General features: G+C 71.2%; 20 protein-coding genes. 10 read left to right on the top strand and 10 right to left on the bottom strand.

Translation table 11 applies throughout. The features are described 5' to 3' along the window. Nucleotides 1–42: 42 nt before the first annotated feature. Both ABXJ52_RS14860 and ABXJ52_RS14855 read left to right on the top strand, forming a co-directional pair. Nucleotides 43–411 (top strand): VOC family protein, encoded by a 369-nt coding sequence (locus ABXJ52_RS14860; protein ID WP_367042584.1) that lies wholly within the window; start codon nt 43–45, stop codon nt 409–411. 30 nt (nt 412–441) lie between these two features. Continuing rightward, the gene (locus ABXJ52_RS14855) at nt 442–891 is read left to right on the top strand and encodes a VOC family protein (protein ID WP_367042582.1); all 450 of its coding nucleotides are present in this window, start codon (nt 442–444) and stop codon (nt 889–891) included. A 25-nt stretch (nt 892–916) separates the two neighbouring features. Here ABXJ52_RS14855 and ABXJ52_RS14850 read toward each other — a convergent pair whose 3' ends face one another. Then, entirely contained in the window at nt 917–2,068 is a 1,152-nt protein-coding gene (locus ABXJ52_RS14850) for a dipeptidase (protein ID WP_367042581.1), read from the bottom strand. Nucleotides 2,069–2,240: 172 nt separating this feature from the next. Further along, nucleotides 2,241–3,566, bottom strand: a complete 1,326-nt coding sequence (locus ABXJ52_RS14845; RefSeq protein ID WP_367042579.1) for an LCP family protein — start codon at nt 3,564–3,566, stop codon at nt 2,241–2,243. Nucleotides 3,567–3,695: 129 nt separating this feature from the next. Between ABXJ52_RS14845 and ABXJ52_RS14840 the strand changes: the two genes are divergently transcribed. Further along, the gene (locus ABXJ52_RS14840; RefSeq protein ID WP_351163175.1) at nt 3,696–4,244 is read left to right on the top strand and encodes an acyl-CoA thioesterase; all 549 of its coding nucleotides are present in this window, start codon (nt 3,696–3,698) and stop codon (nt 4,242–4,244) included. Nucleotides 4,245–4,411: 167 nt separating this feature from the next. On the opposite strand, the gene ABXJ52_RS14835 is transcribed toward ABXJ52_RS14840, so the two are convergent. Then, nucleotides 4,412–5,770, bottom strand: coding sequence for an LCP family protein (locus tag ABXJ52_RS14835; protein ID WP_367042577.1), 1,359 nt, complete (start codon nt 5,768–5,770; stop codon nt 4,412–4,414). 293 nt (nt 5,771–6,063) lie between these two features. Here ABXJ52_RS14835 and ABXJ52_RS14830 point away from each other — a divergent pair, with 293 nt between their 5' ends. Further along, nucleotides 6,064–7,104, top strand: coding sequence for a glycosyltransferase family 2 protein (locus ABXJ52_RS14830; RefSeq protein ID WP_367042575.1), 1,041 nt, complete (start codon nt 6,064–6,066; stop codon nt 7,102–7,104). A gap of 43 nt (nt 7,105–7,147) precedes the next feature. Here the strand turns inward: ABXJ52_RS14830 and ABXJ52_RS14825 are convergent, their stop codons facing one another. From ABXJ52_RS14825 to ABXJ52_RS14810, 4 genes are all read right to left on the bottom strand, one after another. Further along, on the bottom strand, nt 7,148–8,794 hold the full coding sequence (locus ABXJ52_RS14825) for an LCP family protein (RefSeq protein WP_367042574.1): 1,647 nt from the start codon (nt 8,792–8,794) through the stop codon (nt 7,148–7,150). 74 nt (nt 8,795–8,868) lie between these two features. After that, nucleotides 8,869–10,599 (bottom strand): LCP family protein, encoded by a 1,731-nt coding sequence (locus tag ABXJ52_RS14820; RefSeq protein WP_367042572.1) that lies wholly within the window; start codon nt 10,597–10,599, stop codon nt 8,869–8,871. A gap of 228 nt (nt 10,600–10,827) precedes the next feature. Further along, nucleotides 10,828–11,961 (bottom strand): LCP family protein, encoded by a 1,134-nt coding sequence (locus ABXJ52_RS14815; RefSeq protein ID WP_367049063.1) that lies wholly within the window; start codon nt 11,959–11,961, stop codon nt 10,828–10,830. 248 nt (nt 11,962–12,209) lie between these two features. Continuing rightward, complete coding sequence (locus tag ABXJ52_RS14810; RefSeq protein ID WP_367042570.1) at nt 12,210–12,965, bottom strand: TIGR03089 family protein; 756 nt, start codon at nt 12,963–12,965, stop codon at nt 12,210–12,212. 138 nt (nt 12,966–13,103) lie between these two features. Between ABXJ52_RS14810 and ABXJ52_RS14805 the strand changes: the two genes are divergently transcribed. The 3 genes from ABXJ52_RS14805 (at nt 13,104) to ABXJ52_RS14795 (ending at nt 16,888) form a co-directional block, all read left to right on the top strand. Then, nucleotides 13,104–14,486 (top strand): N-acetylmuramoyl-L-alanine amidase, encoded by a 1,383-nt coding sequence (locus ABXJ52_RS14805; protein ID WP_367042568.1) that lies wholly within the window; start codon nt 13,104–13,106, stop codon nt 14,484–14,486. A 131-nt stretch (nt 14,487–14,617) separates the two neighbouring features. After that, entirely contained in the window at nt 14,618–15,700 is a 1,083-nt protein-coding gene (locus ABXJ52_RS14800) for an NDP-sugar synthase (protein ID WP_367042566.1), read from the top strand. Between the two features lie 162 nt (nt 15,701–15,862). Then, nucleotides 15,863–16,888, top strand: coding sequence for a DNA-3-methyladenine glycosylase 2 family protein (locus tag ABXJ52_RS14795; protein ID WP_367042564.1), 1,026 nt, complete (start codon nt 15,863–15,865; stop codon nt 16,886–16,888). A gap of 242 nt (nt 16,889–17,130) precedes the next feature. Here the strand turns inward: ABXJ52_RS14795 and ABXJ52_RS14790 are convergent, their stop codons facing one another. From ABXJ52_RS14790 to ABXJ52_RS14780, 3 genes are read right to left on the bottom strand one after another with little or no spacing between them, the layout of a single operon-like run. Further along, nucleotides 17,131–18,462, bottom strand: a complete 1,332-nt coding sequence (locus ABXJ52_RS14790) for a coenzyme F420-0:L-glutamate ligase (protein ID WP_367042563.1) — start codon at nt 18,460–18,462, stop codon at nt 17,131–17,133. Next, a complete protein-coding gene (gene cofD, locus ABXJ52_RS14785; RefSeq protein WP_367042561.1) occupies nt 18,459–19,415 on the bottom strand; it encodes a 2-phospho-L-lactate transferase in 957 nt (318 codons plus the stop codon). The genes ABXJ52_RS14790 and cofD overlap by 4 nt, the downstream gene beginning before the upstream one ends. Nucleotides 19,416–19,448: 33 nt before the next feature. After that, nucleotides 19,449–19,964, bottom strand: a complete 516-nt coding sequence (locus ABXJ52_RS14780) for a cysteine dioxygenase family protein (protein WP_367042559.1) — start codon at nt 19,962–19,964, stop codon at nt 19,449–19,451. A gap of 662 nt (nt 19,965–20,626) precedes the next feature. On the opposite strand from ABXJ52_RS14780, the gene ABXJ52_RS14775 reads away from it, so the two are divergent. The 3 genes from ABXJ52_RS14775 to ABXJ52_RS14765 all read left to right on the top strand — a co-directional run bounded on the left by ABXJ52_RS14775 (nt 20,627) and on the right by ABXJ52_RS14765 (nt 26,261). Further along, nucleotides 20,627–20,890 (top strand): WhiB family transcriptional regulator, encoded by a 264-nt coding sequence (locus ABXJ52_RS14775; RefSeq protein ID WP_016642094.1) that lies wholly within the window; start codon nt 20,627–20,629, stop codon nt 20,888–20,890. A 191-nt stretch (nt 20,891–21,081) separates the two neighbouring features. Then, the gene (locus ABXJ52_RS14770) at nt 21,082–24,753 is read left to right on the top strand and encodes a glycosyltransferase family 2 protein (protein WP_367042557.1); all 3,672 of its coding nucleotides are present in this window, start codon (nt 21,082–21,084) and stop codon (nt 24,751–24,753) included. Then, entirely contained in the window at nt 24,750–26,261 is a 1,512-nt protein-coding gene (locus tag ABXJ52_RS14765) for a DUF5719 family protein (protein WP_367042555.1), read from the top strand. Before ABXJ52_RS14770 ends, ABXJ52_RS14765 begins: the two co-directional genes overlap by 4 nt. Nucleotides 26,262–26,311: the final 50 nt, after the last annotated feature.

Below are 26,311 nucleotides of genomic sequence, written 5' to 3'. Positions count from 1 at the left end.
GCCCGCTTCCAGTAACCCGCCCGCGAACGAGGAGAAGTAGTCATGCCCCTCGCCAAACTCGGCGTCGTCGTACTCGACTGTCCCGACCCCCTCGCACTCGCCACCTTCTACGCGGCCGTCATCGGCGGCACTCCCAAGGAGGACGGCGAAGACTGGGTCACCCTCGAAGGCCACGGCGGCACCACGCTCGCGTTCCAGGCCGCCCCCGGCCACGTACCGCCGCAGTGGCCCGAGGCCGCCCGCTCGCAGCAGTTCCACCTGGACCTCGACGTGGAGCGGGCGCAGCTGGACGCCGTCGAGAAGGCGGTGCTCGCGCTCGGCGCCACAGCGCTCGACACTCAGGACCGCGAGCGGAGCTTCCGCGTGTACGCCGACCCGGCAGGGCACCCGTTCTGTCTCTGCGCCTGCTGAAACTGAATCCCGTAGAGGAAAGGAACGACCATGGCACCCACGGCACCCACGGCACCCGCGGCACCCGCGGCACCCACGGCACCCGTCGGACGCCTGCGTAATGTCGTGCTCGACTGCCTGGATCCCTATCAACTGGCTCACTTTTACCAGCAGTTGATCGGTGGTGAGATCGAGGCCGATGCCGAGGGTGGCGACGACTGGGTCACCCTCCAGGCCCCCGGCGGCCTGCGCCTCTGCTTCCAGGAGGCCCCCGGCCACCGCCCGCCCGACTGGCCGCACGCGGAAACCGGCTCCCAGCAGATCCACCTCGACATCGACGTGGGCCCGAGCGTCGAGGACGTCGAACGCGCCCAGGAGCGCGTACTCGCCCTGGGCGCCAAGCCGCTCGACGTGGACGACGACAACGGCGAGCGCGACTTCCGCGTCTACGCCGATCCAGCAGGGCATCCCTTCTGCCTCTGCTGGATCGCCGCGGACTGAAAGGGCCGGGGGCGGGGCCCGGACCTCAGCCGGCCGCCTGCTGCCGCTGCCTGTCCCGTGCCGCCCGCGCCGCGAAGTCCGCCCCGCGCAGCACCCGTTGGGCATTGCCCCACGTCAGCCGCGCGAGGTCGTCGTCGGACCAGTCGCGTTCGACGAGCTCGGCGACGAGGTGCGGATAACGCGAGGTGTCGGCAAGGCCTTCGGGGTGCTCGACCGACGTGTCGTACATCCCCGAGAGGCCCACGCACTCCGGGCCCGCGAGACGGCGTACGTGATCGATGTGGTCCGCCACCTCGCTGATCGAGGAACCCGTCTGCTCGGCCGCCAGGGGCACCAGGCACAGGCCCTTGGTGGCGCCCAGCGCGGTGAGCAGCTCGTCCGGCAGGTTCCCCGGGGCGTCCCGCAGCGCGCGGGCTCCCGAGCGGGTGAACAGGACGGGCGCCCTGGAGACGGTGAGCACCCGGCGCGCGGTGGCCTCGGACGCGCCGGACAGCTCGGCGAGCACCCCGAGCCGGTTCAGCTCGCGCACCACTTCCTCGCCGAACGGGGTGAGTCCGTCGGGGCCCGCCCATGACGTACCGGAGAGCGTGAGCGAGACCAGGCCGAGGGCGTGCAGGGCGCGCAGCGTAGCGAGCGAGTCGCCGAGCGCCTCGGCGCGCGCCGGGCCGATCAGGGTGGCGATCCGGCCGCAGTGGCGGGCGTCGGCCACCTCGGAGGCCGTACGGGCCAGGCGCAGTCCCTCGGAGTGGCCGCCGACGACGTGCTTGACGAGGTCGATCTGTTCGAGGGTCGCGCCGAGGACACGGTCGCCGGCGATGCCGTCCGGGACGTGTACGGACCAGAACTGCGCACCCACGCCGCCCGACCGCAGCCGGGGCACGTCGGCGTCGACGGCGCTCTCACCCAGCTCCAGGTCGTACCAGGGCAGCCCGCGCAGTGCCCAGGGCAGTCCGCTGTAGCCGTCGGCGACGGGATGCGCGGCGAGCAGGGCGCGGGCGTGCCGCAGTGGGTCCGGCGCTGGCGGCTCCAGCGCCGACGGTTCCGGTGCGGTCGGCTCCGGCGCGGTCGGTTCAGGACCGGGCTCGGATATGGGTGGGGGCTCGGGGGGCCGCTCGGCGGGCCGGTCCAGTTCTCCGGCTTCGGCGGTGGTGTCGTATTCGACCTGCAAATCTGCCATGGCTGCGCTCCGGCTTCAGGGAGGGTCCGGTCCACCGTGACACGCGAGAGCCGCGGCTTCGCGGCGGGCGAAGCGTTCGGGGTACGGGCCGGTGGTGGCGGCAGGTGACAGCACGCCGAAGGGGCCCCGCCGGACGGTCGGCGGGGCCCCTTCGGCGTGCTCGGGAAGCGGCTCAGCCGCCCGAGACCGTGACCTTCTCGTCGTTGTTCAGCTGCTCCACCATCTGCTTGACCTTGGCCTTGTCCCACAGGAGGTTGCCGCCGGTCGAGCCCGCGAGCGGCATGTTCATGGACTTGCCGTCGCCACCCGTGACGCCCTTCATCGCCCAGAACATGGACGCCACGTCGAACAGGCCCATGTCCTTGTCGACGACCAGCGTGTCCAGGCCCGCGCCCATCGTGGGGTAGAGCTTGAAGGGGTTGAGGACCGTGCCCGGCGTCGCCGCCTGGTTGGCCAGGGCCGCGAGGAACTTCTGCTGGTTCTTCGTACGGTCCAGGTCGCTGCCCTTGAGGGCGTAACGGGTGCGGACGAAGGCCAGGGCCTCCTTGCCGTCGAGCGTCTGCTTGCCCGCCTCGAAGTCGGCGCCGGACTTCTCGTCCTTGAAGCCCTCGGGGATGTCCATCTCGACGCCGCCGACCGCGTCCACGATCTTGGCGAAGCCGCCGAAGCCGATCTCGGCGTAGTGGTCGATCTTCAGGCCGGTGTTGTACTCGACGGTGCGCACGAGCAGCTCGGGGCCGTCCTCCGCGTACGCCGCGTTGAGCTTCGTCTGGCGGCCCTGGTTCGGGTAGAGCTTGCCGGACTCGGCGCCCTTGAAGGAGGGGATCGTCACGTTCGAGTCGCGGGGCAGGGAGATCATCGTGTTCCCGCCGTCGTCCGCGACGTGCAGGATCATCATCGAGTCCGTGCGCTTGCCCTCGGCGGAGCCCGTGTGGAGGTCCTTCTTGTCCTGGTCGGACATGCCCTCACGGCTGTCGGAGCCGACGATCAGGTAGTTCGTGCCCGCGCCGCCCTCGGGGCGCTCGATGACCTTGGAGAGGTCGACCTCGCGCTTGAGCTTGGAGTCGGCCCAGAAGTACGTGCCGATCGAGACGGCGAGCAGCACCACGACCAGGGTGATCGAGCCGATCTTCAGGCGGCGGCGCCAGTTCGGTGCGGGGCGGGGTGCGCGGGTGGCGTACCCGTCACCGCCGCCCTGGCCGCCCTGTCCCGGGCCGTTCGGTGTGCCGTAGACCTGGCCGGTGTTGTAGCCGCTGTCGTAGCCGTCCTGGCGGGGGCCGCGGGGCTCGAACATGTCGTCGCGCGCGTCGCCGTACGGCTGGCCGTACCCGTCGTCGTACGTCGGCTGCTGCGGGACGCTTCCCTGCTGCTGGCCCGGTCGGCCGGGCCCGCCGCCGCGCTGGACGTGCCGCATCACACGGGCACCCTCGGGCTGGGGGTTCCCGCTGCCACGGCCGTACGCGCGGCCGTTGCCCTGGTCGTCAGGCCAATCGCTCATGTGGCCCAGTGTGCCGTCTCTGCCCATGCGCCTTACAGGGCGGGCATGATTTCGGTTCAGGGCTGTTGCAGAGCTGATGCAAAGCGGCCGGGCGCGGTCGTGACATACGTCAGACATAGGGTGGAGCCCATGACAGACCTGGCCCCCGGCACGGAATCGGAGATTCCGGGCAAGCCCACCTCGGCGTCCCGCACGACTCTCAGCCACATCATGACCCACGGCGACACCAACCTCCTCGGGACGGTGCACGGCGGTGTGATCATGAAACTGGTGGACGACGCCGCGGGGGCTGTCGCGGGGCGGCACTCGGGCGGGCCCGCGGTCACCGCGTCCATGGACGAGATGGCTTTCCTGGAGCCGGTGCGGGTCGGTGACCTCGTCCATGTGAAGGCGCAGGTCAACTGGACGGGACGCAGCTCCATGGAGGTCGGCGTCCGGGTCCTTGCCGAGCGCTGGAACGAGTCGACGCCCGCGCAGCAGGTCGGCTCCGCCTACCTCGTCTTCGCCGCCGTCGACGCGGACGGCAAGCCGCGGGGCGTGCCGCCGGTACTTCCGGAGACCGAGCGGGACCGCCGCCGGTATCAGGAGGCGCAGATCAGGCGCACGCACCGCCTCGCGCGCCGCCGGGCCATCAAGGAGCTGCGGCAGGCACGCGCCGCGGAGGGCCTCGACGACTGACCGCCGGTGCCGGCCCGGTCAGCCGTCCCGCCGGTCAGCCGTCCCCAGGTCAGCCGTCCTGCCGGTCAGCCGTCCCCAGGTCAGCCGTCCTGCCGGTCAGCCGTCCCCAGGTCAGCCGTCCCGCCGGTCAGCCGTCCCCAGGTCAGCCGTCCCGCCGGCAGGCCTTCCTACCGGCACACCACCTGGTCACCGGTCACCGCCCCGAACTCGCCCTGGTAGGCGTCCTCGGCCCGTACCGGCCTGACCTGCTTGAAGTCCTGGCCCGCGAGCACCTTCAAGGTCGCGCCCTGCCCCTTCACCGGCCGCATCAGACAGCCGGGCAGCGCCGTCGCCAGGGACTTCGCCGAGCGGTCCCAGCGCGGGTCGTACGCGACGATCGTGCGCTTGAGCGGTACGCCCGGCACATTGCCCGGGACCCGCGTCGTCCGGAAGCCGGTGGCCCGCAGCCCGCTGTCGACCCGCTTGCCGAGGCCCGGCACACCCGTGGCGTTGTCCACCTGCACCCGGATCTGCTGCGGTGACACGTCGACGATGGCCCTGCGCCCCAGGTTGTGCGCCGCGAGGGGCCGGTCGTCACGCAGCGCCTGGAAGAGCTTCGTGGACCGCACCGGGTCCCACTTCAGCGTCGACCCGATGCCCGGCACCATCACGCCCTTGCTGAGCAGCGGCACGGTGGTGAACTCCGACGACCTCGGCGAGAAGCCCCGCATCGCCCGCCCCAGGGCGAGCATCTCGTTCGTGCCGAAGCCCCGGTCGGCCCGGACCGAGCCGAGCAGCGTCCGGGACACGTCGCGGAACTTGAGCGGGTTGAGCAGCACCCCGCTGCTGGTCGCCTTGGAGATCAGCGCCGCGAGGAACCGCTGCTGGCGCTGCATCCGCCCCAGGTCGGACGTGCCGTCGACATGCCGCGTGCGGACGTACTGCAGGGCGGCGCCGCCGTTCAGCCGGTGCGTGCCCACGGGCAGGTTGAGCCCGGTGTACGAGTCCCTCAGCGGGCGTGTGGTGCAGATCTCGACGCCGCCGACCACGTCCACGGTCTTCATGAAGCTGGTGAAGTCCACCTCGAGGTAGTGGTCGATCTTGACCTTCGTCATGTTCTCGACGGTCCGCACGGTGAGGTTCGGGCCGCCCTCCGCGTACGCCGCGTTCAGCTTGACCGGATGCGCCTTGTGCTGGTCGCCGGAGTTCCGGTCGACGTGCTCGGGCATCATCGCGAAGCTGTCCCTGGGCAGGCTCACGACGCTGGCGCGGTTCCGGTCCTCCGAGATGTGCACGATCATGATCGTGTCCGTGCAGTGACAGGGCGCTCCGCCCAGGCGGTACTTGTGCTTCTCCGCCTTGGTGATCTTGTCCCGGCCGTCGGTGCCGACGAGCAGGACGTTCATGCCGTTGCCCCCCTTGGGCCGGTTCTTCATGTCCTTGAAGGCGTCGACCCGGGCGATCTCGGTGTCCAGGCTGGTGACCACGCCGTGCCCGATCCCGGCCGCCACGAGCACCGTCAGGGAGAACCCCGTCGCCACCCGCATGGTCCACCGTGGCCGCCTGCACTGCTTGACCGGCCGCCCCGCCGGCTGCTGCCCCGGCTGCCTCGCACGAGGAGGGCGCGGGCCACGTGGGGGCGGGGTGAAGGAGCGGCGGGGCGGTGTGGGCACGTGGGGGGACACCTCCGCGGTGACGGGCGGGCCTGGCCGGACGGGTGGGGGGAGGACTCGTGAGGGGCCGGGGACTGCGAGAACCGTAGGCCCATACGATCTGCGACCCGGGGCAGCAGGCCGGGCGGCGCGCGCCCGTGTCCCCCATTCGCGGTAACGTGGCGCCGATGAACGCGACGCCCGACGAGCAGCTTCCTGCCGTATCCGTGATCATGCCGGTGCTCAACGAGGAACGGCATCTGCGTGCTGCCGTCTCCGCGATCCTCGAGCAGGAGTACGACGGTGAGATGGAGGTCGTCGTCGCGCTTGGCCCCTCCACGGACCGCACGGACGAGATCGCCGCCGAACTGGTCGCCGAGACCGCGGGCCACCGCGCGAAGGTGCAGACCGTCCCGAACCCCACGGGCCGCACGCCCGCGGCCCTGAACGCCGCGATCAAGGCCTCCAGCCACCCGATCGTGGTGCGCGTGGACGGCCACGGCATCCTCTCGCCCGGCTACATCGCGACCGCCGTACGCCTCCTTCAGGAGACCGGCGCGCAGAACGTCGGCGGCATCATGCACGCCGAGGGCGAGAACGACTGGGAGCACGCCGTCGCCGCCGCCATGACGTCGAAGATCGGCGTGGGCAACGCGGCCTTCCACACCGGCGGCGCCGCCCAGCAGGTGGAGACCGTGTACCTCGGCGTCTTCCGCCGCGAGGCCCTGGAACAGCAGGGCGGTTACAACGAGGAGTTCATCCGCGCCCAGGACTGGGAGCTGAACTTCCGTATCCGTGAGGCCGGCGGGCTCATCTGGTTCTCGCCCGAGCTGAGGGTGCAGTACCGCCCGCGGCCGAGCGTGAAGGCCCTCGCCAAGCAGTACAAGGACTACGGCCGCTGGCGGCACGTGGTCGCCCGCTACCACGAGGGCTCCATCAACCTGCGCTATCTCGCGCCGCCGACCGCGGTCTGCGCGATCGCCGCGGGCGTCGTGGTGGGCGCGCTGGTCACGCCCTGGGGCTTCGTCGTCCCCGCCGGCTACCTCGCGGCGATCACGGCCGGCTCACTGCCCGCGGGCAAGGGGCTGCCGCTGAAGGCGCGCCTGCAGATCCCGGTGGCCCTCGCGACCATGCACATGTCGTGGGGCTGGGGCTTTCTGACCAGCCCGCGCTCCCTCGCCAAGAAGGTCATCGCCTCCCGGCGCCCGGCCGTGCTCAGCGAGGCCTGAAAGGCGGCGTCCGGCCCGCCGACGGCGGGCCGGAAACCGCTTCTCACTTCCAGGTGAACTTCGGGTCCACGTGCATGCACGCCTTCTTGTCCGAGCCGTTGAGCGCCTCGGCCGAGTCCGGCGTCTTGTCGTCCTGCTTCGACCTGGGGGGAGCGTTCCCCTCCCGCCAGTCGGCGCCGACGATCAGGGTGACCCCGGAGACGTCCGTCGACTTCTTCACCGAACTCAGCTTCATGCCAAGGGACTTGGCGACCCGCTGGGCGTCGCCCTCCAGGTCGGCGCTGGGGAACCGGATGACGGTCTTCTCCTCGGCGAGAGCCGTCGTCGTGTCGGCTGCCGCCTTGGTGAAGCCCTTGCCCGCGAGGACTTGCGTCACCGCGCTCGCCCGCCCGCTGACCGGCGGTTCGAAGTCCGTGCGGGTGCCGTTCCGCACCTGCACGGCGATCGCGTCGTCCGCGGCTGCCGGGTCGTCCGAGAGCTTCTCCTCCGCGGGCTTCTTCTTGCCCTTGCCGTCCAGCGCGATGTCGTCGCGTACGAGGCGGAAGAGCTGCTCGGCGTCGCCCGGCTTGGGGATGACGCGCGCGCCCACGTACTCGAACGGCATGGTCGTCATCGTGGTCCGCTCCGGCGAGACCTTCTTGAGCTCGTTGCTGAGGTCGTAGAGCTTCTTCACCGTGCCGAGGCCGTCGTCGACCTTGAGTGCGCTGGTGGCCGTCTCGGCGAGCCTGCGCAGCTTGTTGGGGCTGCTCAGGCCGGCGTTGTTCCGCAGCTCGCGCACGAGCGAGTTCATGTACATGTGCTGGGCCTTGGCGCGGCTGATGTCGCTGCCGTCGTCGAAGCCGTAACGAGTGCGCAGCCACTGCAGGGCCTGCTCGCCCTTGATGGCCGTGGTGCCTTTCTCCAGCTTCAGACCGGAGCCGTGACCCTGGCTGTCGCGCGAGTGGATGTTGGCGTCCACACAGACCGGTACGCCGCCGATGGCGTCGGCCATGGAGACCACACCCGCGAAGTCCACCTCCATGAAGTGGTTGATGTGGATGTTGGTGAGCTTCTCCCAGGTGGCGACCGTGCAGCCGGGACCGCCCCGGCCGAGCGTCTGATTTGTCATCGTCCGCTGCGTCGAGGCCTCGTAGACCTTGCCGCCGTCCGGGTCGGTGCACTTGGGGATGTCCACCAGGGTGTCGCGCGGCATGCTGATGACCGACATGTTCGTACGGTCGGCCGACAGGTGGAGCAGCATCTGGACGTCGGCGAGCGGCTTGCCCCCGAACGTCTCCTTGGCGCCGCCGAGCTTCTGGTTCTCCTTGGAGTCCCGCGCGTCCGAACCGATCAGCAGGATGTTCAGCGGGGTCTGGCCCGCCGCGTTCGGCGTGGGCTCGGGGGCCCGGTGCTCGCCGAGGTTCAGGTCGTCCGTCTCCAGGTTGTCGTTCAGATGCTGGTACCAGAGATATCCGGCGCCGGCCGTGCCAAGTATCAGTACCGAAAGGATCGTTGCCGACCAGCGGAGTATCCGCCGTCTGGGACGCGGTGCCCGGCTGCCGCTGCCGCCGCCCCCACGGCTACGCCCGCGGCGCCCGCCGCTCGCCGAGGGCTCCCCTCCCTCGTGCGGCGGGCCTCCTTCCAGGCCATGATCACTGGCGTGCGGGACGCGTTGTCGCGCCCCCTCCCCACGCACGCTGCTTCTCCCCATCCCCTGCCCCTCCCCGCGCTACCCCGAAATACGGCCATTCTGCGCCCAGTCAGACGCAGAATGACCGCCTCAGGTCACTTGGCGCACACAGTCTTGTCCGCTTCGACCTTCTGAATGCCCTCCGGCGCCTTCGACGGGGCACTGATGGGCACCCCGGCCCCCTTGAAGTCGCTGCCGAGCGTCAGCTTGATGGCGGGCAGGCCCTGCGAGTTCTTCTCGCTCTTGCCGGGCTTCATCGCGGAGCCGGAGAGCCCCATGACATCGGCGAGCCGCCGGGCCTGGTCGGCCTGGTCGGGGGCGTACTCCAGCGTCGTCTTCTCGAGGTCGGACGGTGCGTTGCCGAGCTGACTGGCCTTGGACATGCCCTCAGTGTTCTGCAAGTACGTGAGAGTTGCCTGAGCGGCGCCGGTCTTCCCGCTGCCGTTGTAGATGTTGACCCGCACCTCGGAGGCATCGGACTTGCTGCCCTTGAGGCGGGCGGCGACCGCCGCCTTCTCCTTCTTCTCTTTCTTCTTCACCGCGGTCAGCGACTCGTCGGCGCGCATCATGGAGAACAGCGGGTCGGCCTTGGCCTCGTTCACGACGACCGTTGTGTGGACCTTCTCGGCCGGGTTGTCGATGACGGGCACGGTCGCGAAGCTGAGGTTCTTCATGTCGAGCTTGCCGAGCTCCATGCCCAGGTCACGGAGTTTCATGATGTCCGCGATCTTGGAGTCGACGGTGAGCGCCTTGGTGCCCGCTTCGGCCAGCTTTATCATCTTCGACGGGCTGGTCAGGGTGTCGTTCGACTTGAGCTTGCGCATCAGCGAGCTGAGGAACTGCTGTTGCAGCTCGATGCGGCTCAAGTCACCGCCGGTGCCCACGGAGTGGCGTGTGCGGACGAACGCCAGCGCGTCCTCGCCCTCGATGGTGTGCTTGCCCGCGGGCAGCTTCAGATGCGAGTCCGGGTCGTCGATGTCCTTGGCCAGACAGACGTCGACGCCGCCGACCGCGCTGGAGAGCGTCTTGACCGCGTTGAAGTCGGCCACCATGAAGTGGTCCGGCACGATTCCGGTGATCTTCGTGACCGTACGCATGGTGCAGCTCGGCGTGCGCTCGCTCTGCCCGAGGCTCTCGTTGAAGCGGGCGTCCTGCGTCCCGGCGATCGTCTTCTTGCTGCCGTCCTCCATCGTGGTCGGGCAGTCCGGAATGTCCGTGATCATGTCGCGCGGGATGCTCAACGCGGTGGCGTTCGTGCGGTCCTTGGAGACGTGCAGCAGGATCGTCGTGTCGGCGTGGCCGACGCTTCCCTTGTCGCCGTACTTCTCGTTGCCCTCGCCGCTGCGCTTGTCCGTGCCCATCACCAGGATGTTGATGGCGCGGTCCTTGCTGAAGCCGCCGGTGCTCGCGCCGTCGTCGGCGATCGAGTTGATGTTGCCGTTGAGGTGTTGGTAGTAGACGTACCCGCCGACACCGACCGCGACGAGGACGAAGGCGAGCGAGCCGCCCGTCCACGTCAGGATCTTCTTGCTCTTCGACTTCTTCGGCTTCTGCTTGCGCCGCCCGCCCGCCGTCTCCGGCTGCGGAGCCCGGCGCCTGCGCTGCGGCGGCACGTCCCGCGGCTCGTCACGGCGGTCGTCACGCCGGCCATCGCGGCCGCGCGTTCCCTGGCGTGACGTGGACCTGGGTGATCTGCGAGGTCCAGGCACTGACGACTGCCCAGCGGAAGGGCTCAGTCGCAGTTCGTAATCGCCGGTGTTCGGGTTGAGCACCCACTGGTCTGCGGGGTCGATGTTCTCCGCCCGCCCACGGCCTTGCGCGTCCACGGTTAGCTGCGTCCTCCGTCGGGGCCACGCGGCGCCTTTCCCCCCTCAAGACAAGGCGCTCGGTCAATCGTCCAGCGGTGCGCGGGCACGAAGGGCCCGGCGCACCGGATCGCTCACACTATCCGGCCAGTTCAGCGTCGAACGACGCCGGTGACAAATTCCACTCCCCTACAACTGGGCAATCCGCCCTATTTCTTTGTGCGGGCGGTCTTGCGCTTGAGGATGGCTTTACTCGCAGGCCGTTCCGGCGGCCGTGTTGCCGCGGAAAGTGGGAGCGGGACTCGACGTAGGAGAAGGGGACTCCGAGTCGTCGTCTGCACGCTCGGCGCTGGGGGTGGGGTCGGGCTCCTTGCGCGTCACTTGAAGGGGTGCGTCCGTTCGGAGCCGGGTGAAGAGTTCGTCCGCCGCGGGCTCGACGAGTTCATCCCGATTGGCGTCGTAGACATACGACCGACGGGGCACCGTGAGGAACTGCACCTGTTCTGTGGGGATGTTGCGCATGCCGCGCACCAGTTCGTACAAACCACGCAAACTCGCAAGTGCCGGGTCCGTGGTCAGGGAAGAAGTGGCCGCGTCGAGCACCGGATAGAGCTTCGCCGGATTGAGCAGGACGTCATTGCTCTGCACCTTGTTGACGAGCGCGGCGAGGAACTGCTGCTGGCGGTCCATCCGCTCGGTGTCGCTGCCGTTGCCGATGCTCTTGCGGGCCCGCACATAGCCGAGCGCCTGCTCGCCGTTGAGGGTGTGGCGGCCGGCGGGCAGCTTCAGACGCGCCGCCTTGTCGTTGATCGGCTTCTTCAGGCAGACCTGTACGCCGTCGACCGCCTCGACCATGTCCTTGAACCCTGCGAAGTCCACGACCATGTGGTGGTCGACGCGGATCTTCGTCATCTTCTCGACCGTACGGATGGTGCAGGCCGTCCCGCCGAACTGGAACGCCCAGTTGAACTGGGCGAACTGGGCCCGCGTCCGCGAACCGTCGCTCGTGCGGCAGCTGGGGATGTCCACCATCACGTCCCGCGGGATCGACACCGCGGTCGCGCTGTGCCGGTCGGCCGCGAGATGCAGCAGGATCGTGGTGTCGGATCGCTGGGTGCCGGGGTCGCGCCCGTACTTCTTGTTGCCCCGGCCCGCCCGGGTGTCGGAGCCGACGAGCAGGATGTTCTGCGCGCCGTTGACCAGCGCCGTCGGGCGCTCCTTCTCGTAGCGCGCCAGCTCCGCCGCGGCGTCGGTGTCCTTGGTGATGTTGCCGTCGAGCTTGTTGTAGACCGCCCACCCGGCGCCCCCCGCCACCAGGACGAGCCCCGCGGCGCCCATGGCCGTCCAGCGCAGCCAGCGCCGCCTGCGCCGGGCGATACCCACGCCCGTCGGGCTGGAGCCCGCGCCCGGTGCGTACGTGGCCGGCGGCTCAGGCTGGGCGTCGTCCGGACCCGAGTGCTCCGGTCCGGCGGGCGTGCCTGCGGTGTCGGACACGTGTGGGGCCACCCCTCATAGCGACGTCGGTGCATGGTGCGCTCTTACGACCATGGACCGACGTGACGCCGGGGGCCTGCGGGCCAGGGGCTCGGGTGAGCCGAACGGGGGAACCGCCGGGGCCCGGCAAGGGGGCGCTATGTCGCGGTGGCGGTGACCCGCTCGTCCTCGACGCGCTTGTCGAGCCCGCCGTCGGCGAGCTGGTCGAGGTGACGGCAGAGCACCACGGAGCCGCCCGCCGCCAGCGGGGCGTACAGCCCGGAGCTCAGGCCCTGCCACGTCTCGTACGACAGCCCTGAAAGGAGCCGGGAGCCGGCGTCGAGCCCAAGGCTGGCGGCATCGGCACGAGCCCGCTCCACCAGCTCCGCACCCGTCAGCTCGCCGGCCCCGGCGACGGTGAGGGCGGGCTCGTCCGGGTCCACGGGGGCGTACGGCGCGAAGCGGTCGCCCTGGCTCGGCACCTCGACCGCGTAGTCCACGAAGCCATCGGGGGTCTGCGGGAAGCGCCCGCCGAGCGGCCGCAGCGCGAGCGCGACCCGCTCCCCGGAACAGGCCCTGGCCGCGTCCAGCACATCGGGCCCGCTGACCACGAGGTCGGCGCCGGCGGGGTCGCCGCCCACGTCCGCGACGACGCCGACGGACGAACAGGCGAGCAGCCAGACCGCCGTCTGCCAGTGCGCGGGCAGCAGCAGCGCGAGCCGGTCGCCGGGCTGGGCGGCGAGATCGTCCTGGAGCAGATTGGCGGTCTTGGCCACCCAATTGGCGAAGGTGGCCACGGACAATTCGACGCGCTCGCCCGTGGCGTCGTCGTAGAAGGTGATGAGCGGGCGGCCCGGGTCCGCGGCGAGCGCGGATCGCAGCAGGTCGGCAGGGGTGCGGTCGGTGGCGTTCACGGGCGCAAGGGTACGCGCGTGCCCTGATGCCCGGGGCGTGGCGCAGGGAGTGCGGGCCACCGGTTCGGCGGACACGAACCGACGGACCGTCAATTCCCCAATGGACAGAATTGTCGCGCTATGCCAACTATCAGTCGTATGCGTGGATTTCTAGCTTCCTCGATCGGCGTCACGTGCGCGGCCGCCCTGGCCCTTCCCCTCACCCTGCCGTCGTCCGGTGCCCGCGCCGCGACTCCGGCCCCTCAGTCGCCTGCCGGGCCCTTGGCGGTATCGGTGCCGGGCAGCACCCAGTCACTCCCGCTCACCCCGCTCGGCTCCGACCGCTCGCCCGGCGGCGAGGCCGCCGAACAGGGCCTGCTCCAGCGAGAGGTCCGCCCGTTCTCCCTCGTGGGTGTCATCTGGGACGACCCGGACGACGAGCTGAACGGCAGCGTCCAGGTCCGCACGCGGGCGAGCGGCACCAGCAACTGGTCCGGCTGGCAGCCCGTGGAGACCCACAACCACGAGCACGCCGCCGACCCGGACGACCCGGAGCGGGCCACGGGCAGGGTCCGCGGCTCCACGGCGCCCCTGTGGGTCGGCGACTCGGACGGGGTCGAGATCCGCGTACGGGGCGAGGCGGCGCAAGCCCGCGGAGAGCACCGCGGCGCCACGGAGTCCCCCGTGGAGCGCGCCCTCCCGGAGGGCCTGCGGCTCGAACTCGTCGACCCCGGCGCCGAGCCCCCGCCGCAGGGCTCCGCGCCCGAAGGCCCCCGCTCCCCGGCCCTGACCGCCGAGGCCGCCGCGTCCTCCGCGGTCAACGCCGACCTCGCCCCGCTGGGCGCCTCCGTCATCCCGGCGCTCAGCAAGGAGGAGACGGAGTCCGACCTCGTCGAGGCCCGCGGCGGCCCGGAGGACGCCGGGAAGGTCAAACCCCACATCGGCCCCCGGCCGCGCATCATCACGCGCAAGGGCTGGGGCGCGGACGAGAAGATCCGCGAGAAGAACTTCGGCTACACGAAGACCGTCAAGGCCGCCTTCGTGCACCACAGCGCGTCCGGCAACAACTACCGCTGCTCGCAGGCGCCCTCCCTCCTGCGCAGCATCTACCGCTTCCACGTCAAGAGCAGCGGCTGGCGTGACATCGGCTACAACTTCGCGGTCGACAAGTGCGGAAACATCTACGAAGGACGTGCCGGAGGTGTGGCCAAGCCCGTCCTCGGGGCCCACACTCTCGGTTTCAACAGCAACACCACGGGGGTCGCCGTCCTCGGCAGCTTCGGCTCCACCAACCCGCCGTCCGCCGCCGTGAGCGCCATCGCCCGGCTGACGGCGTGGAAGCTCGGCCTGCACGGCGCGAACCCGAGCGGGAAGACATATCTGCGGTCCGGTGGAGGAAACAAGTACAAGAAAGGCAGCAACGTCCGGCTCAACGTGATCTCCGGGCACCGTGACGGATTCGCCACGGAATGCCCGGGCCTGCGCCTGTACAAGAAGCTGGGCAAGGCCCGTTCCGACTCGGCCCGTCACCAGGGCCGCTGAGGCCGGTCCCGTACCACGGAGCACACCGCACGACCCGCACGGCGCACTGCACGATCTGCACGGCCATCTGCATACACTGGCCGGCCGCAACCCAAAGTTCGGCCGGCCCCAGCAGGAAGCAGAGACGACAGGTGACAGAAGCGATCCTCCTGGTCGGCGGCAAGGGAACACGGCTGCGTCCGCTCACGGTGCACACCCCCAAACCGATGGTTCCGGCGGCGGGCGTCCCGTTCCTCACCCACCAGCTGGCGCGGGCCCGCGCGGCAGGCGTGGAGCACATCGTCCTGGCGACCTCCTACCTCGCCGAGGTCTTCGAGCCGTACTTCGGGGACGGCTCGGCGCTCGGTCTCCACATCGAGTACGTCACGGAGACCGAGCCCCTCGGCACGGGCGGCGCGATCCGCAACGTGGCCTCGCGCCTCCACTCGGGACCCGACGAGCCGGTCCTGATCTTCAACGGCGACATCCTCACGGGCCTGGACATCCGCGCCCTGGTCTCGACGCACGAGGAGTCGGGGGCGGACGTCTCCCTGCACCTCACGAAGGTCACCGACCCCCGCGCGTACGGCCTCGTCCCGACCGACGCGACGGGCAGGGTGCAGGCCTTCCTGGAGAAGCCGCAGACCCCCGAGGAGATCGTCACCGACCAGATCAACGCGGGCGCGTACGTGTTCCGCCGCTCGGTCATCGACACCATCCCCGTGGGCCGCCCCGTCTCGGTCGAGCGCGAGACGTTCCCTGACCTCCTGGCCTCCGGAGCCCACCTCCAGGGGATGGTCGACTCGACGTACTGGCTGGACCTGGGCACGCCCCAGGCCTTCGTGCGCGGCTCGGCGGACCTGGTCCTTGGCCGCGCCCCGTCCCCCGCGATCCCCGGCCGCTGCGGCGACCGCCTGGTCCTGCCGACCGCCACGGTCGCGCCGGACGCGAAGCTCACCGGCGGCACGGTGGTCGGCGAGCACGCGGTGATCGGCGGGGGCGCACGGGTGGACGGCAGCACGGTCCTCGCGGGCGCGATCATCGAACCGAACGCGATCGTCACGGACTCGCTGATCGGCGCGGGCGCGCGGGTGGGCGCACGCACGGTCCTCGCGGGAGCGGTGATCGGCGACGGAGCGGACGTCGGCGCCGACAACGAACTGCGCGAGGGCGTACGGGTGTGGTGCGGGGCGGGGCTGCCGGCGGGGTCGGTCAGGTTCTCGTCGGACCAGTAGAGGAGCTTCGCTCCTCCCAGCCCGTCCGGTGATCCTTCAGCCCGTCCGGCGTTTGAGGACGAACTCGGCGAAGCCGGTGATGAGGTCCACCAAGGCCCCCGCGCCAGCGGGTTTTCGGGAAGGGGCGGGGTAGGGGACAAAAAAGCCCCTACCCTCGTACAGATGTCATCCCGTTTCGCCCCCCGCGTCACCCCCACCCGCACCACAGTGCGCGGCGGCGAAACGGCGATCCCCCAGGCGGTGGGCCAGGCAGGCATGCCCCGCCAGGCCACCACGGCCAGAACCCGCACCTGGACCCCGCCCTACCCCCTGAACCTGGGACTGACGGTAGGCCCGCTCCGAAGGGGCCCCGCGGACCCCACGTTCCGTACGACGCCGACCGGCGAAGCCTGGCGAGCAAGCCGCACCCCCGAGGGCCCCGGAACACTCAGAGTGGCCCTCCGCGGAGACACCGTGGAGGCCCAGGCCTGGGGCCCGGGAGCGACCTGGCTCCTGGACCAACTCCCGGACCTCCTCGGTGAGTCGGACGCCCCGGAGGACTTCACCCCCCGCCACCGCCTCCTCGCGGCGACGGCGCACCGCAGACCGGGCCTGCGCCTGATCCGTACGGGCCTGGTGATGGAGTCCCTGATCCCGTCGATCCTGGAACAGAAGGTCACGACGGACGAGGCGTACCGCGCATGGCGCCTCCTGGTGCGCAAGTACGGCGAACCGGCACCCGGCCCCGTCCCAGCCCAGCTCCGTATGCACGTCATGCCGGACCCGAGGACATGGACCTCGATCCCGTCCTGGGAGTGGCACAAGGCGGGCGTGGACAACAAGCGCGCGTCGACGATCCTGCGGGCGGCGCGAGTGGCGGCGCGCCTGGAGGAGGCGGCGGCGATGGAGCCCCTCAAGGCGCAGGCCCGCCTGGAACTGATCCCGGGTATCGGCCCGTGGACGTCGGCGGAGACGGTCCAGCGCAGCAACGGCGCCCCGGACGCGGTCACGGTCGGCGATCTGCACCTGCCGGGCATCGTCGGCTTCGCCCTCGCGGACAACCGAGAGGCGGACGACGAGGAAATGCTGCGCCTCCTGACCCCCTACGAGGGCCAACGCCACCGAGCGGCCCGCCTCATCCTCCTGAGCGGCCGCACCCCGGCCCGCAGAAAACCCAAAATGCCAAAGACGGACATCGCCCTACTCTGACAAGCCCCGTCAGGGGCGCGGGGAACGCCGCGAGCAACCACGACGGACCCGCGGGCCCCGTAAGGGGCGCGGGGAACGGCGCGAGCAACCACGACGGACCCGCGGCTGTATCGAGGACGTGCGGGCCCCGTCAGGGGCGCGGGGAACTGCGCGACCAGCCCCCACGAACCCGCACCCGAAATGAGCCCCCGCAGTCCCGCAGCGCCCAACGCCCAACGCCCAACGCCCAGGGGCGAGGCGAGTCACCGCACCGCGATGAAGCCCCCCACATCCCGCCCAGCCCGAGCCGCAGGCTCACCCGCCGCATGCCCCACAGCCACCGCCCCCATCGGGTCCCACGACCCCGGAAGCCCGAGAACGTCCCGTACGACATCCCGGCAGAACATCGTCGAGGAGACCCAGGCGGAGCCAAGGCGCTCACCGGCAAGCGCGACGAGGAAGTTCTGCACCCCGGCCCCGGCCGCGACCACGAACATCTCCCGCTCGGCCGCGTCCCGCCGCGCGTCCCCGTATGTATGGGAGCCGTCCATCACCAGACAGGGCACCACCAGATAAGGCGCCCTGCGCAGCACATCCCCCCGCCGCACCCGCTTGGCGATGGACTCCGAAGACTTCCCGTCCCCCTCCAGGTCCGCGACCCAAGCGTCCCGCATCGCGTCGAGCAGCCGCACGCGCGAGTCCTCGGACTCGAGGAGCACGAACCGCCACGGCGTCGTGTGATGCGGCGCGGGCGCGGTCACCGCGGCCGCCACGGCCCGCCGCACCGCCCCGGGGTCCACCGGCTCGTCCGTGAACTCCCGCACGGTCCGCCGCTGCGTCACCGCTTCCCGTACGGCCTCCGACGTACCGAGCCGGAACATGTCGTCACGGGAGTCGCGCACCATGACCCGGGCCCCTGCATCGGACCCACCGCTCTCCCCGACGACGTGCGGCAGCCCGCGGACCACCGCGACCGGCAGCCCACCCGCCTTCCCCTTGACCAGATCGCCCGCGGCGGCCAGCTCGTCCGCGGTGGCGACGACCGTCGCGCTCAGCGGATTGCCGTACGCGTCGACGCCGCCCCGCAGATCGTCGAGGACCCGCACACCCGCCGCCCCGATGGCGACGTCCGTCAGGCCGTTGCGCCAGGGACGCCCGAAGGTGTCCGTGACGACGACGCCGACGTCCACGCCCAAGGCGTCCCGCAGCCCCTCCCGCACCGCACGCGCCGACGCGTCGGCGTCCTCGGGCAGCAACAGCACCGTCCCGGCGGGCGTGTTGGAGGCGTCGACACCGGCCGCGGCCATCACGAGGCCCTGCCGGTTCTCGACGATGCGGAGGGTCCCGCGTCGCGCCACGACCCGTACGGTCTCGGCGTCGATGGCCGCCTCGCGGTCACTCGCCCCGACGATCCGCCCCTCGGCCTTGCTGACGATCTTCGAGGTGACGAGGAGCACGTCCCCGTCGACGAGCTCCGGCTCGGCCGCAGCGATCAGCTTGGCGAGGTCGTCCCCGTGCCGCACCTCGGGCAGCCCGGGGACGGCCCACACGCGGTACGACGGCGAGGACCCGGCGGCGGCTTCGGGAGAGCTCACGCCCGCACCTCCTCCGCGAGGGCGAGCGCCGCGCGCGCCATCTCGGCGGTCGCGTCGATGTCACTCATCATCAGCGGGATCGCCCGGCACCGGACGCCCGCCGACTCGACCCGGTCCACGACCCCGGCGTCCACGGTGTCGACGAGCCACCCGTCGAGCAGCCCGCTTCCGTAGTGCTCGGCGACCGCGGCGGCATTGGACTCCACGCCCACCGCGGCCAGCACCTTGTCGGCCATGCCCCGCACGGGCGCGTCCCCGACGATGGGGGAGAGCCCGACGACGGGCACGCCCGCGTCGGCGATGGCCTCGCGGATGCCCGGCACGGCGAGGATCGTGCCGACGCTCACCACGGGGTTGGACGGCGGGAAGAGCACGACGTCCGCATCGGCGATCGCCTCCAGGACGCCGGGCGCGGGCTTCGCCTGGTCCGCCCCGACCGGTACGACGGCGTGCGCGTCCACGGACGCCCGAAGCCGCACCCAGTACTCCTGGAAGTGCACGGCCTTCTGCTCGCCGTCGACGGTGACGGCGACATGCGTCTCGATGCGGTCGTCCGACATCGGGATGAGCCGCACGCCGGGCTGCCAGCGCTCGCAGAGCGCTTGCGTCACCGCGCTGAGCGGGAAACCGGCGGCCATCATCTGCGTGCGCACGATGTGCGTGGCGAAGTCCCGGTCGCCGAGCCCGAACCACTCGGGCCCGACGCCGTACGCGGCGAGTTCTTCCTTGACCTTGAACGTCTCGTCCGTACGCCCCCAGCCCTGCTCCTCGTTGATGCCGCCGCCGAGGGTGTACATCACGGTGTCGAGGTCGGGGCAGACCTTGAGGCCGAACAGGTGGATGTCGTCACCGGTGTTGCCGATGACGGTGATGTCCGCGTCAGGCGCGGCTTTCTTGAGCCCGCGGAGGAAACGGGCGCCGCCGATACCGCCGGCCAGGACCACAATGCGCATGGGCCAAGCATGTCAGGCAGGTACGACAGCGCGTCAGGCGGTTACGACATCTCCGGCCGCCGGAGCGGTGGCCCGTACGCCGCACTGCGCCGCGTGCATCGGCATGTCCGTCAGGCCGGGGTAGTAGATGTGCAGGCTGACGGCCGGTTCCAGGGAGTCGTTGACGACGTCGTGGACGTACCCGGGCGCGAAGACGCGCTGTGCCCCGGCGCCGAGCGCGCGCTGTCCGCGCTCCGTACGCTCCGTCAGTTCGCCGTCGAGGACGGTGAGTACGCCGCTGGAGCGGCCGTGGTCGTGCCGTCCGCTGCCCTGTCCGGGGACCCAGGAGAGCAGCCAGACCTCGTATCCAGGGCCGGTGCGCAGGCGGTGGTACCACCGGCTCGTCGCGTCGTACTCGACGAGGTGGGCCCATTGGGCGCGGTCGGCCGCGATGGTGCGGGCGAGGCCGACGAACTCGGCCACGGTGGCCGGGTGCTCGCGGGCGGGCTGCAGGAGGTGGGTGACTTCGAGGATGTCGCCGGCGATCTGGAGGTCGCTGTCGCTGTTCATGGTGCGGTGGTTCCTCAACGTGAGTGCTGGGGTGTCGCGAGGGAGGGTGAGGCGGCTCGGGCGGTGAAGCACCGGAGCGGGCTCAACAGCTGGAAGCGGGGAGGCTCAACAGCTGGAGCAGGAACAGCGACAGCGCGCGTGGACAGCACCGAGGAGCCCGCTGGTGCGGGTCGTCGAGAGTGCCAAGTTTGCGAGCATGCCCACTAGAACAGCGGCTCACACCTTCCCTGTCAACTCTATGTCCGTTATGTGGGATATGTTTCACCTCATCCGGTTGTTCTCCGCGGTGAAAGGTTTGTGCACCGAGTGGACCGGACACATGGCGCATCAACCGGCGCGTAAACCCCGGCGTGCTCCCGTGACCCGAATGTGATCCCCTTCGCTTCGGTGCACCGGTCGCAACGGGATCGATCTCCGTGACGTCCTTCCCAGGTGAAGGCGGTCTCGGGATGCCTCGGGATGGGCCACAGGCAAGTGTCATGGTTTATGCCGATTTGAACACTTTCCGCATTACCTTGGTTCCGCAGGGTGAATAAGGGGCCCAATAGCAGATCTCGGCTTGACTGGCCCGGATCGGCACACTTGTAATTTCACTCGTGTCGTTCAACCGAAATCGGTAACGGCAAGCACGACGGGGACGCACAGACAGACGAGGGGCGCACATGACCGAGCTGGTTCAGGAACTGCTGGTCGAGGACGCGGACGAGGAACTCGGCTGGCAGGAGCGCGCGCTGTGCGCCCAGACCGATCCCGAGTCCTTCTTCCCCGAGAAGGGCGGCTCCACGCGAGAGGCCAAGAAGGTCTGCCTCGCCTGTGAGGTTCGTTCGGAATGCCTTGAGTACGCACTGGCGAACGACGAGCGGTTCGGTATCTGGGGCGGTCTTTCGGAGCGGGAACGCCGCCGTCTGAAGAAGGCCGCCGTCTGAACACCAGCTGGTTCGCCCGACCAAACGCCACACACCCCTACGTAAGGAACAGCCCGTCGCCCGTGGGTTATCCACAGGCGGCGGGCTGTCGTGATGTCAGCCGTTAGTGTGGGGCCCCGTCCGAGACGCCCCGGCGCCCCCATGAAGCGCAGGCGTCCACCACAGTCCATCGAACCGGGGCCCGTACCTCGATGTCCGTGCACAGCCATTCGGCAGCCAGTCACCACGACCCCGCTGCCGCACCTGAGTTCCCGCGGCACGTAGTCACCGCCGTGATCGTCTCCCACGACGGCGCCCGCTGGCTGCCCGACGCCCTCGCCGGCCTGCTCGGCCAGGAGCGCCCGGTGCAGAACGCCGTGGCCGCGGACACCGGCAGCGCGGACGACTCCGCCCGCCTGGTCACCGAGGCACTCGGCCCCGACCGCGTCCTGCACCTGGCCCGGCGCTCCGGCTTCGGCACCGCCGTCGACGAGGCGAACCGCACCGCCGGCGTGCTGACCCCCGAAGAGCTGCCCTACCTGAAGCGCCCCAGCGGCTGGGACCCGGTCAGCCGGACCTGGCGCGACGAGGCCTACGACCTCCCGGAGTTGCCGCACGGCGAGCCCGAGCAGTGGCTGTGGCTGCTGCACGACGACTGCGCACCCGAACCCGGCGCCCTCGCCGAACTGCTCCGTGTCGTGGAGAACGAACGCGAGGTCGGCAAGGACGTCGCGATCGTCGGCCCCAAGCTGCGCGGTTGGTACGACCGCCGCCAGCTCCTGGAAGTCGGCGTCTCCATCGCCAACAGCGGCCGCCGCTGGACCGGCATCGACCGCCGCGAACAGGACCAGGGCCAGCACGACCACGTACGGCCCGTGCTCTCCGTGTCCACCGCGGGCATGCTGATCCGGCGTGACGTCTTCGAAGAACTCGGCGGTTTCGACCGGCGCCTGCCGCTCATGCGGGACGACGTCGACCTGTGCTGGCGCGCCCAGAACGCGGGGCACCGCGTCCTTATCGCCCCCGAAGCCGTCGTCCGGCACGCGGAGGCCTCCTCGCGCGAGCGCCGCACCGTCGACTGCGTCGGGCGTACGGCGACGTCGCCGCACCGCGTGGACAAGGCGGGCGCCGTCTACACCCTCCTCGTCAACGCCCGTACGGCCGTGCTGCCCTGGGTGCTCCTGCGGCTCGTCATCGGCACCCTGCTGCGCACCGTCGCGTATCTCGTCGGCAAGGTCCCGGGCCAGGCCGTCGATGAGGTCGCCGGACTCCTCGGGACACTGCTGCGGCCCGGACGGATCGCTGCCGCCCGCAAGAAGCGCGGCAAGTCGGCGCTCGAACCGGCCGAGATGCGGCCGCTCTTCCCGCCGCCGGGCGCCACCGTGCGCGCCACCGTCGAACAGGTGGCTGGCAACATCGTCGGCCGCTCCGACCCCGAGGCCGTCACCGGCGCGGGGCGGCACGGAGCCGTCGAGACAGGCCCCGGCGGGGACGACGCGGACTTCCTCCAGGTCGAGCAGTTCGCCCGCCTCAAGCGTCTCGCCCGCAAGCCGGGCCCGATGCTCTTCGTGGTGCTCCTCTTCGCCTCGCTCATCGCCTGCCGCGAACTCCTCGGCAGCGGTGCGCTCGCAGGCGGCGCGCTGCTGCCCGCTCCCGGCGACTCATCGGCCCTCTGGGCGCGCTACCTCGACGCCTGGCACCCCGTCGGGACCGGCGGCACGGGGTCGGCGCCGCCCTACCTCGCGCTCGTCGCGGGCCTCAGCAGCCTGCTGTTCGGGTCCACAGGCCTCGCGGTCACGGTGCTCCTCGTCGGCTCGGTGCCGCTGGCCGGATTCGCCGCCTACTTCGCCTCACGCCCGCTTGTCGAGTCGCGCCTGCTGCGCGCCTGGGCCTCGGTCGCCTACGCCTTCCTGCCGGCCGCCACGGGCGCGCTCGCGGGCGGGCACGTCGGCACCGCCGTCCTCGCGATCCTGCTGCCGCTCATGGCCCGCGCGGGCATCGCCGCGAGCGGCCTCACCCTGCCGGAGGGCACACGCGGGAGCTGGCGCGCCAGTTGGGCGTTCGCCCTGCTCCTGACGATCACCACCGCCTTCACGCCGATCGTGTGGCCGATCGCCCTGGTGCTCGGCCTCGCGCTCCTCGTGGTGCGCAGGGGTGACATCACGGCGTACGGCCTGCGCTTCCTCGCCGCGCTCGGCACCCCGCTCCTGATGCTCGCGCCCTGGTCGCTCTCGCTGCTGCCCTTCGGCTTCTTCGGTGAGGCGGGACTGGCGTTCGGCGTCGGTTCCGCGACCGGGCTCGACCTGCTCGGCGGCAGCCCCGGCGGCCCCGGCACCGTGGACGGGCTGCTGCTCATCGGCATCGTGCTCGCCGCGCTCGCCGCGCTCCTGCGTACGGAGCGGCAGCTCGCCGTCCGCACCGCCTGGATCGTCGCACTGGTCTCGCTGGTCTTCGCCGCGCTCTCGAACGGCTCGGCGTGGGCGGGCCCCGCGACTCTCGCGTACGGCATCGCGCTCCTCGCCGCCGCCGCGCTCGGAGCCGACGGGGCACGCACGCGTGTCGCCGAGCAGAGCTTCGGCTGGCGCCAGCCGGTCGCCGTCCTCATCGCCTTCGCGGCGGCCGCCGGGCCGCTGCTCGTCGCCGCCGGGTGGATGATCCGTGGCGCCGACGGCCCCCTGGAGCGGCGCGACCCGGTGCAGGTGCCCGCGTTCGTCGCCGAGGAGAGCGGCACGCAGGACCAGGCCCGCACGCTCGTCCTGGACAGCGAGTCCGCCGCCCAGGTGTCGTACACCCTCGTCCGCGGCTCGGGTGCCCGGCTCGGAGACGCCGAACTCGCCGACGCGGGCGGCTCGAACGAACGCCTGGACAAGATCGTGGCCCGGCTCCTCGCGGGCTCCGGCGCCGACCAGGCCGACCAGCTCGGCGGCTTCGCCGTGCGCTACGTCCTCGTACGGGACGGCGCGCCCCGCCAGATGAGCCGCACCCTGGACTCCACCCCCGGCCTCACCCGGCTCAGCCAGGAGGACGGCAGCGCCCTGTGGCGCGTGGACCGGCAGGTCGCGCGCGCCGCGATCGTCCCCGAGTCCGGCGACCCCCTGCCGGTCGCCGCGGGCCCCGTGGAGCTGCACACGAACATCCCCGCCGGCGACGAGGGCCGCACCCTGCGGCTCGCCGACGCCGCCGACGAGGGCTGGACCGCGACCCTGGACGGCCGACCGCTGACCAGGACCACCCTGGACGGCTGGGCGCAGGGCTTCGACCTGCCCGCGTCCGGCGGCCGCCTGGACGTCACCCACGAAACGCCCGCGGGCCACACGGCATGGCTGTGGGTCCAGGGCGCGCTCGCCGTGGTCCTGGTGGTGCTCGCCCTTCCCGGACGTCGCCGTCACGTGGACGACGACCTCCCGGACGAGCCGGTCATCCCCGCGCAGCCGGTCGAGGGCGAGGGCCGCAGGGCCCGCAGGCTGCGGGCCGCCCAGGCCGAACAGGACGCCGCGCAGGGAGTCGCCGGACAGGAAGACGCCGGTACGCCCCCGCCTCCTCCGCAGGAGGAGGCCTTCGCCGCGGTGCCCGGGCAGCAGTCGCAGTCGTACGAGGAATGGCAGTCCCCCGTCCATCAGGGCGCCGACTACGGCACCTACCAGGGCGAGCAGCAGTACCAGGACGCGCAGTACCCGGCCGGCTCGTACGACCAGACCGCCTATCAGGACCCGTACCAGGGCGGCCAGTACGACCCGTACGCCTACGGAGGCGCACAGGGAGGCGGCGAGCAGTACGGGCAGTCGTACGACGCCGCGTACGGGCAGCAGCCCCCGATGCCGCCCCAGCCTCCGCAGCCGCCGCACGGCACCGACAGTGAGCGCCCCGACGGGAGCCAGCAGTGAACCGCACGACCCAGTCCCTGATCGCCGCGGTGGCCGCGCTCGCCGCCGTCACCGGGTTCGCCGCGGCCAGCGCGCCCGACGGCAGCGGCGATGACGGCGCGAAGGCGGCCGCGCGGCTGCCCGTCGAGCGCAGCAGCCTGCTCTGCCCGGTGCCCAGCGCGTCCGACCTCGCCGAGACCTCGTACACGGCGTTCACGCCCAAGGGCGGGGCCTCCGCCCCATCCGGCAAGGCGGAGCTGCTGCCCGCCACCAGGGCGCTGAAGGTCACACCGGAGGGCTCCGCCAGGGAGCCGAAGAAGGACGACGACAAGCCCTTCCTGACCTCGAAGGCACCGGGCAAGCCCGTCACCGGGCAGGAGTCCGGGGGAGAGTCTCCGGCGCTCCTCGGCACCGCCGACGGCAAGCTGGCCCCGGGGTGGACCGTCCAGCAGACCACCAAGTACGCCGTGGGCAGCGGCCGCGGCCTCCAGGGCGCCAACTGCACGGCGCCCGACACGGACTTCTGGTTCCCGGGCGCGAGCACCGCCGAGGACCGCAGCGACTACGTCCACCTGACCAACCCGGACGACTCGGCGGCCGTCGTCGACATCGAGCTGTACGGCAAGGACGGCGCCCTCAAGACCGAGGTGGGGGAGGCGATCCAGGTCCAGCCGCACTCCAGCGTCCCGGTCCTGCTGTCCACGCTCTCGCCCAAGGAGCAGACCAACCTCACGATGCATGTGACCGCGCGCAGCGGCCGGGTCGCGGCCGCCGTGCAGTCGTCGGACGACAAGCTCGGCGGCGACTGGCTGCCCGCGTCGGCCGACCCCGCGAGCCGCCTCGTCCTGCCGGGCATCCCCAAGGACGCCACGTCGGCCCGTCTGGTCGCCTTCGCGCCCGGCGTCGAGGACGCCGACCTGAAGGTTCAACTGGCCGCGCCCAGCGGCTCGATCAGCCCGGCAGGCCACGCGAACCTGCACGTGAAGTCCGGCATGACGACCGCCGTCGACCTCGGCGACGTCACCAAGGGCGAGGCGGGCTCGCTGATCCTGACGCCGACCGAGGACGCGGTGCCCGTGGTGGCGGCCCTGCGCGTGACCCGGGGCAAGGGCGCCGACCAGGAGACGGCGTTCATCCCGGCCACGAACGCGATCGGCACGCGCGCGACGGTGGCCGACAACCGTGCCAAGGGCTCCACGCTGTCACTCGTGGCCCCCGGCAAGACCGGGAAGGTGCGGGTCACGGCGTCGGACGGCAGCGAGGGCGGCTCGTCGACGAGCAAGACCTACACGGTCAAGGGCGGCACGACCCTGGGCATCAAGGCCCCCGTCCCGGCCGGCCTCAAGGGCACGTACGCGCTCACGGTGGAACCGGCGTCGGAGGGCTCGGGGGAGGGCGTCTACGCCTCGCGCATGCTGGAGGACCCGGAGGACGGCGTCCCGATGTTCACCGTCCAGACCCTGCCGGACGACCGGGGCATGGTGTCGGTACCGGAGGCGAAACAGGATCTGAAGGTGCTGCAGAAGTAGGCCTTCGGGGGCCGTGGGGCAGCCGGAAAGTCGGGCAGGGCGGGGGAGGC

It is taken from the genome of Streptomyces sp. Je 1-332, from assembly GCF_040730185.1.
In the GTDB taxonomy this organism is placed as follows: domain Bacteria; phylum Actinomycetota; class Actinomycetes; order Streptomycetales; family Streptomycetaceae; genus Streptomyces.
The sequence above is the reverse complement of the archived record's forward strand: the minus strand, read 5'-3'. Positions and strand labels throughout refer to the sequence as shown.

Excerpts from the sequence above, each read along its gene's own strand:
- ABXJ52_RS14860 (WP_367042584.1), top strand. The coding sequence starts at position 43 with ATGCCCCTCGCCAAACTCGGCGTCGTCGTACTCGACTGTCCCGACCCC.
- ABXJ52_RS14855 (WP_367042582.1), top strand. The coding sequence starts at position 442 with ATGGCACCCACGGCACCCACGGCACCCGCGGCACCCGCGGCACCCACG.
- ABXJ52_RS14850 (WP_367042581.1), bottom strand. The coding sequence starts at position 2,068 with ATGGCAGATTTGCAGGTCGAATACGACACCACCGCCGAAGCCGGAGAA.
- ABXJ52_RS14845 (WP_367042579.1), bottom strand. The coding sequence starts at position 3,566 with ATGAGCGATTGGCCTGACGACCAGGGCAACGGCCGCGCGTACGGCCGT.
- ABXJ52_RS14840 (WP_351163175.1), top strand. The coding sequence starts at position 3,696 with ATGACAGACCTGGCCCCCGGCACGGAATCGGAGATTCCGGGCAAGCCC.
- ABXJ52_RS14835 (WP_367042577.1), bottom strand. The coding sequence starts at position 5,770 with ATGCGGGTGGCGACGGGGTTCTCCCTGACGGTGCTCGTGGCGGCCGGG.
- ABXJ52_RS14830 (WP_367042575.1), top strand. The coding sequence starts at position 6,064 with ATGAACGCGACGCCCGACGAGCAGCTTCCTGCCGTATCCGTGATCATG.
- ABXJ52_RS14825 (WP_367042574.1), bottom strand. The coding sequence starts at position 8,794 with ATGGGGAGAAGCAGCGTGCGTGGGGAGGGGGCGCGACAACGCGTCCCG.
- ABXJ52_RS14805 (WP_367042568.1), top strand. The coding sequence starts at position 13,104 with ATGCGTGGATTTCTAGCTTCCTCGATCGGCGTCACGTGCGCGGCCGCC.
- ABXJ52_RS14795 (WP_367042564.1), top strand. The coding sequence starts at position 15,863 with ATGTCATCCCGTTTCGCCCCCCGCGTCACCCCCACCCGCACCACAGTG.
- cofD (WP_367042561.1), bottom strand. The coding sequence starts at position 19,415 with ATGCGCATTGTGGTCCTGGCCGGCGGTATCGGCGGCGCCCGTTTCCTC.
- ABXJ52_RS14780 (WP_367042559.1), bottom strand. The coding sequence starts at position 19,964 with ATGAACAGCGACAGCGACCTCCAGATCGCCGGCGACATCCTCGAAGTC.
- ABXJ52_RS14775 (WP_016642094.1), top strand. The coding sequence starts at position 20,627 with ATGACCGAGCTGGTTCAGGAACTGCTGGTCGAGGACGCGGACGAGGAA.
- ABXJ52_RS14770 (WP_367042557.1), top strand. The coding sequence starts at position 21,082 with ATGTCCGTGCACAGCCATTCGGCAGCCAGTCACCACGACCCCGCTGCC.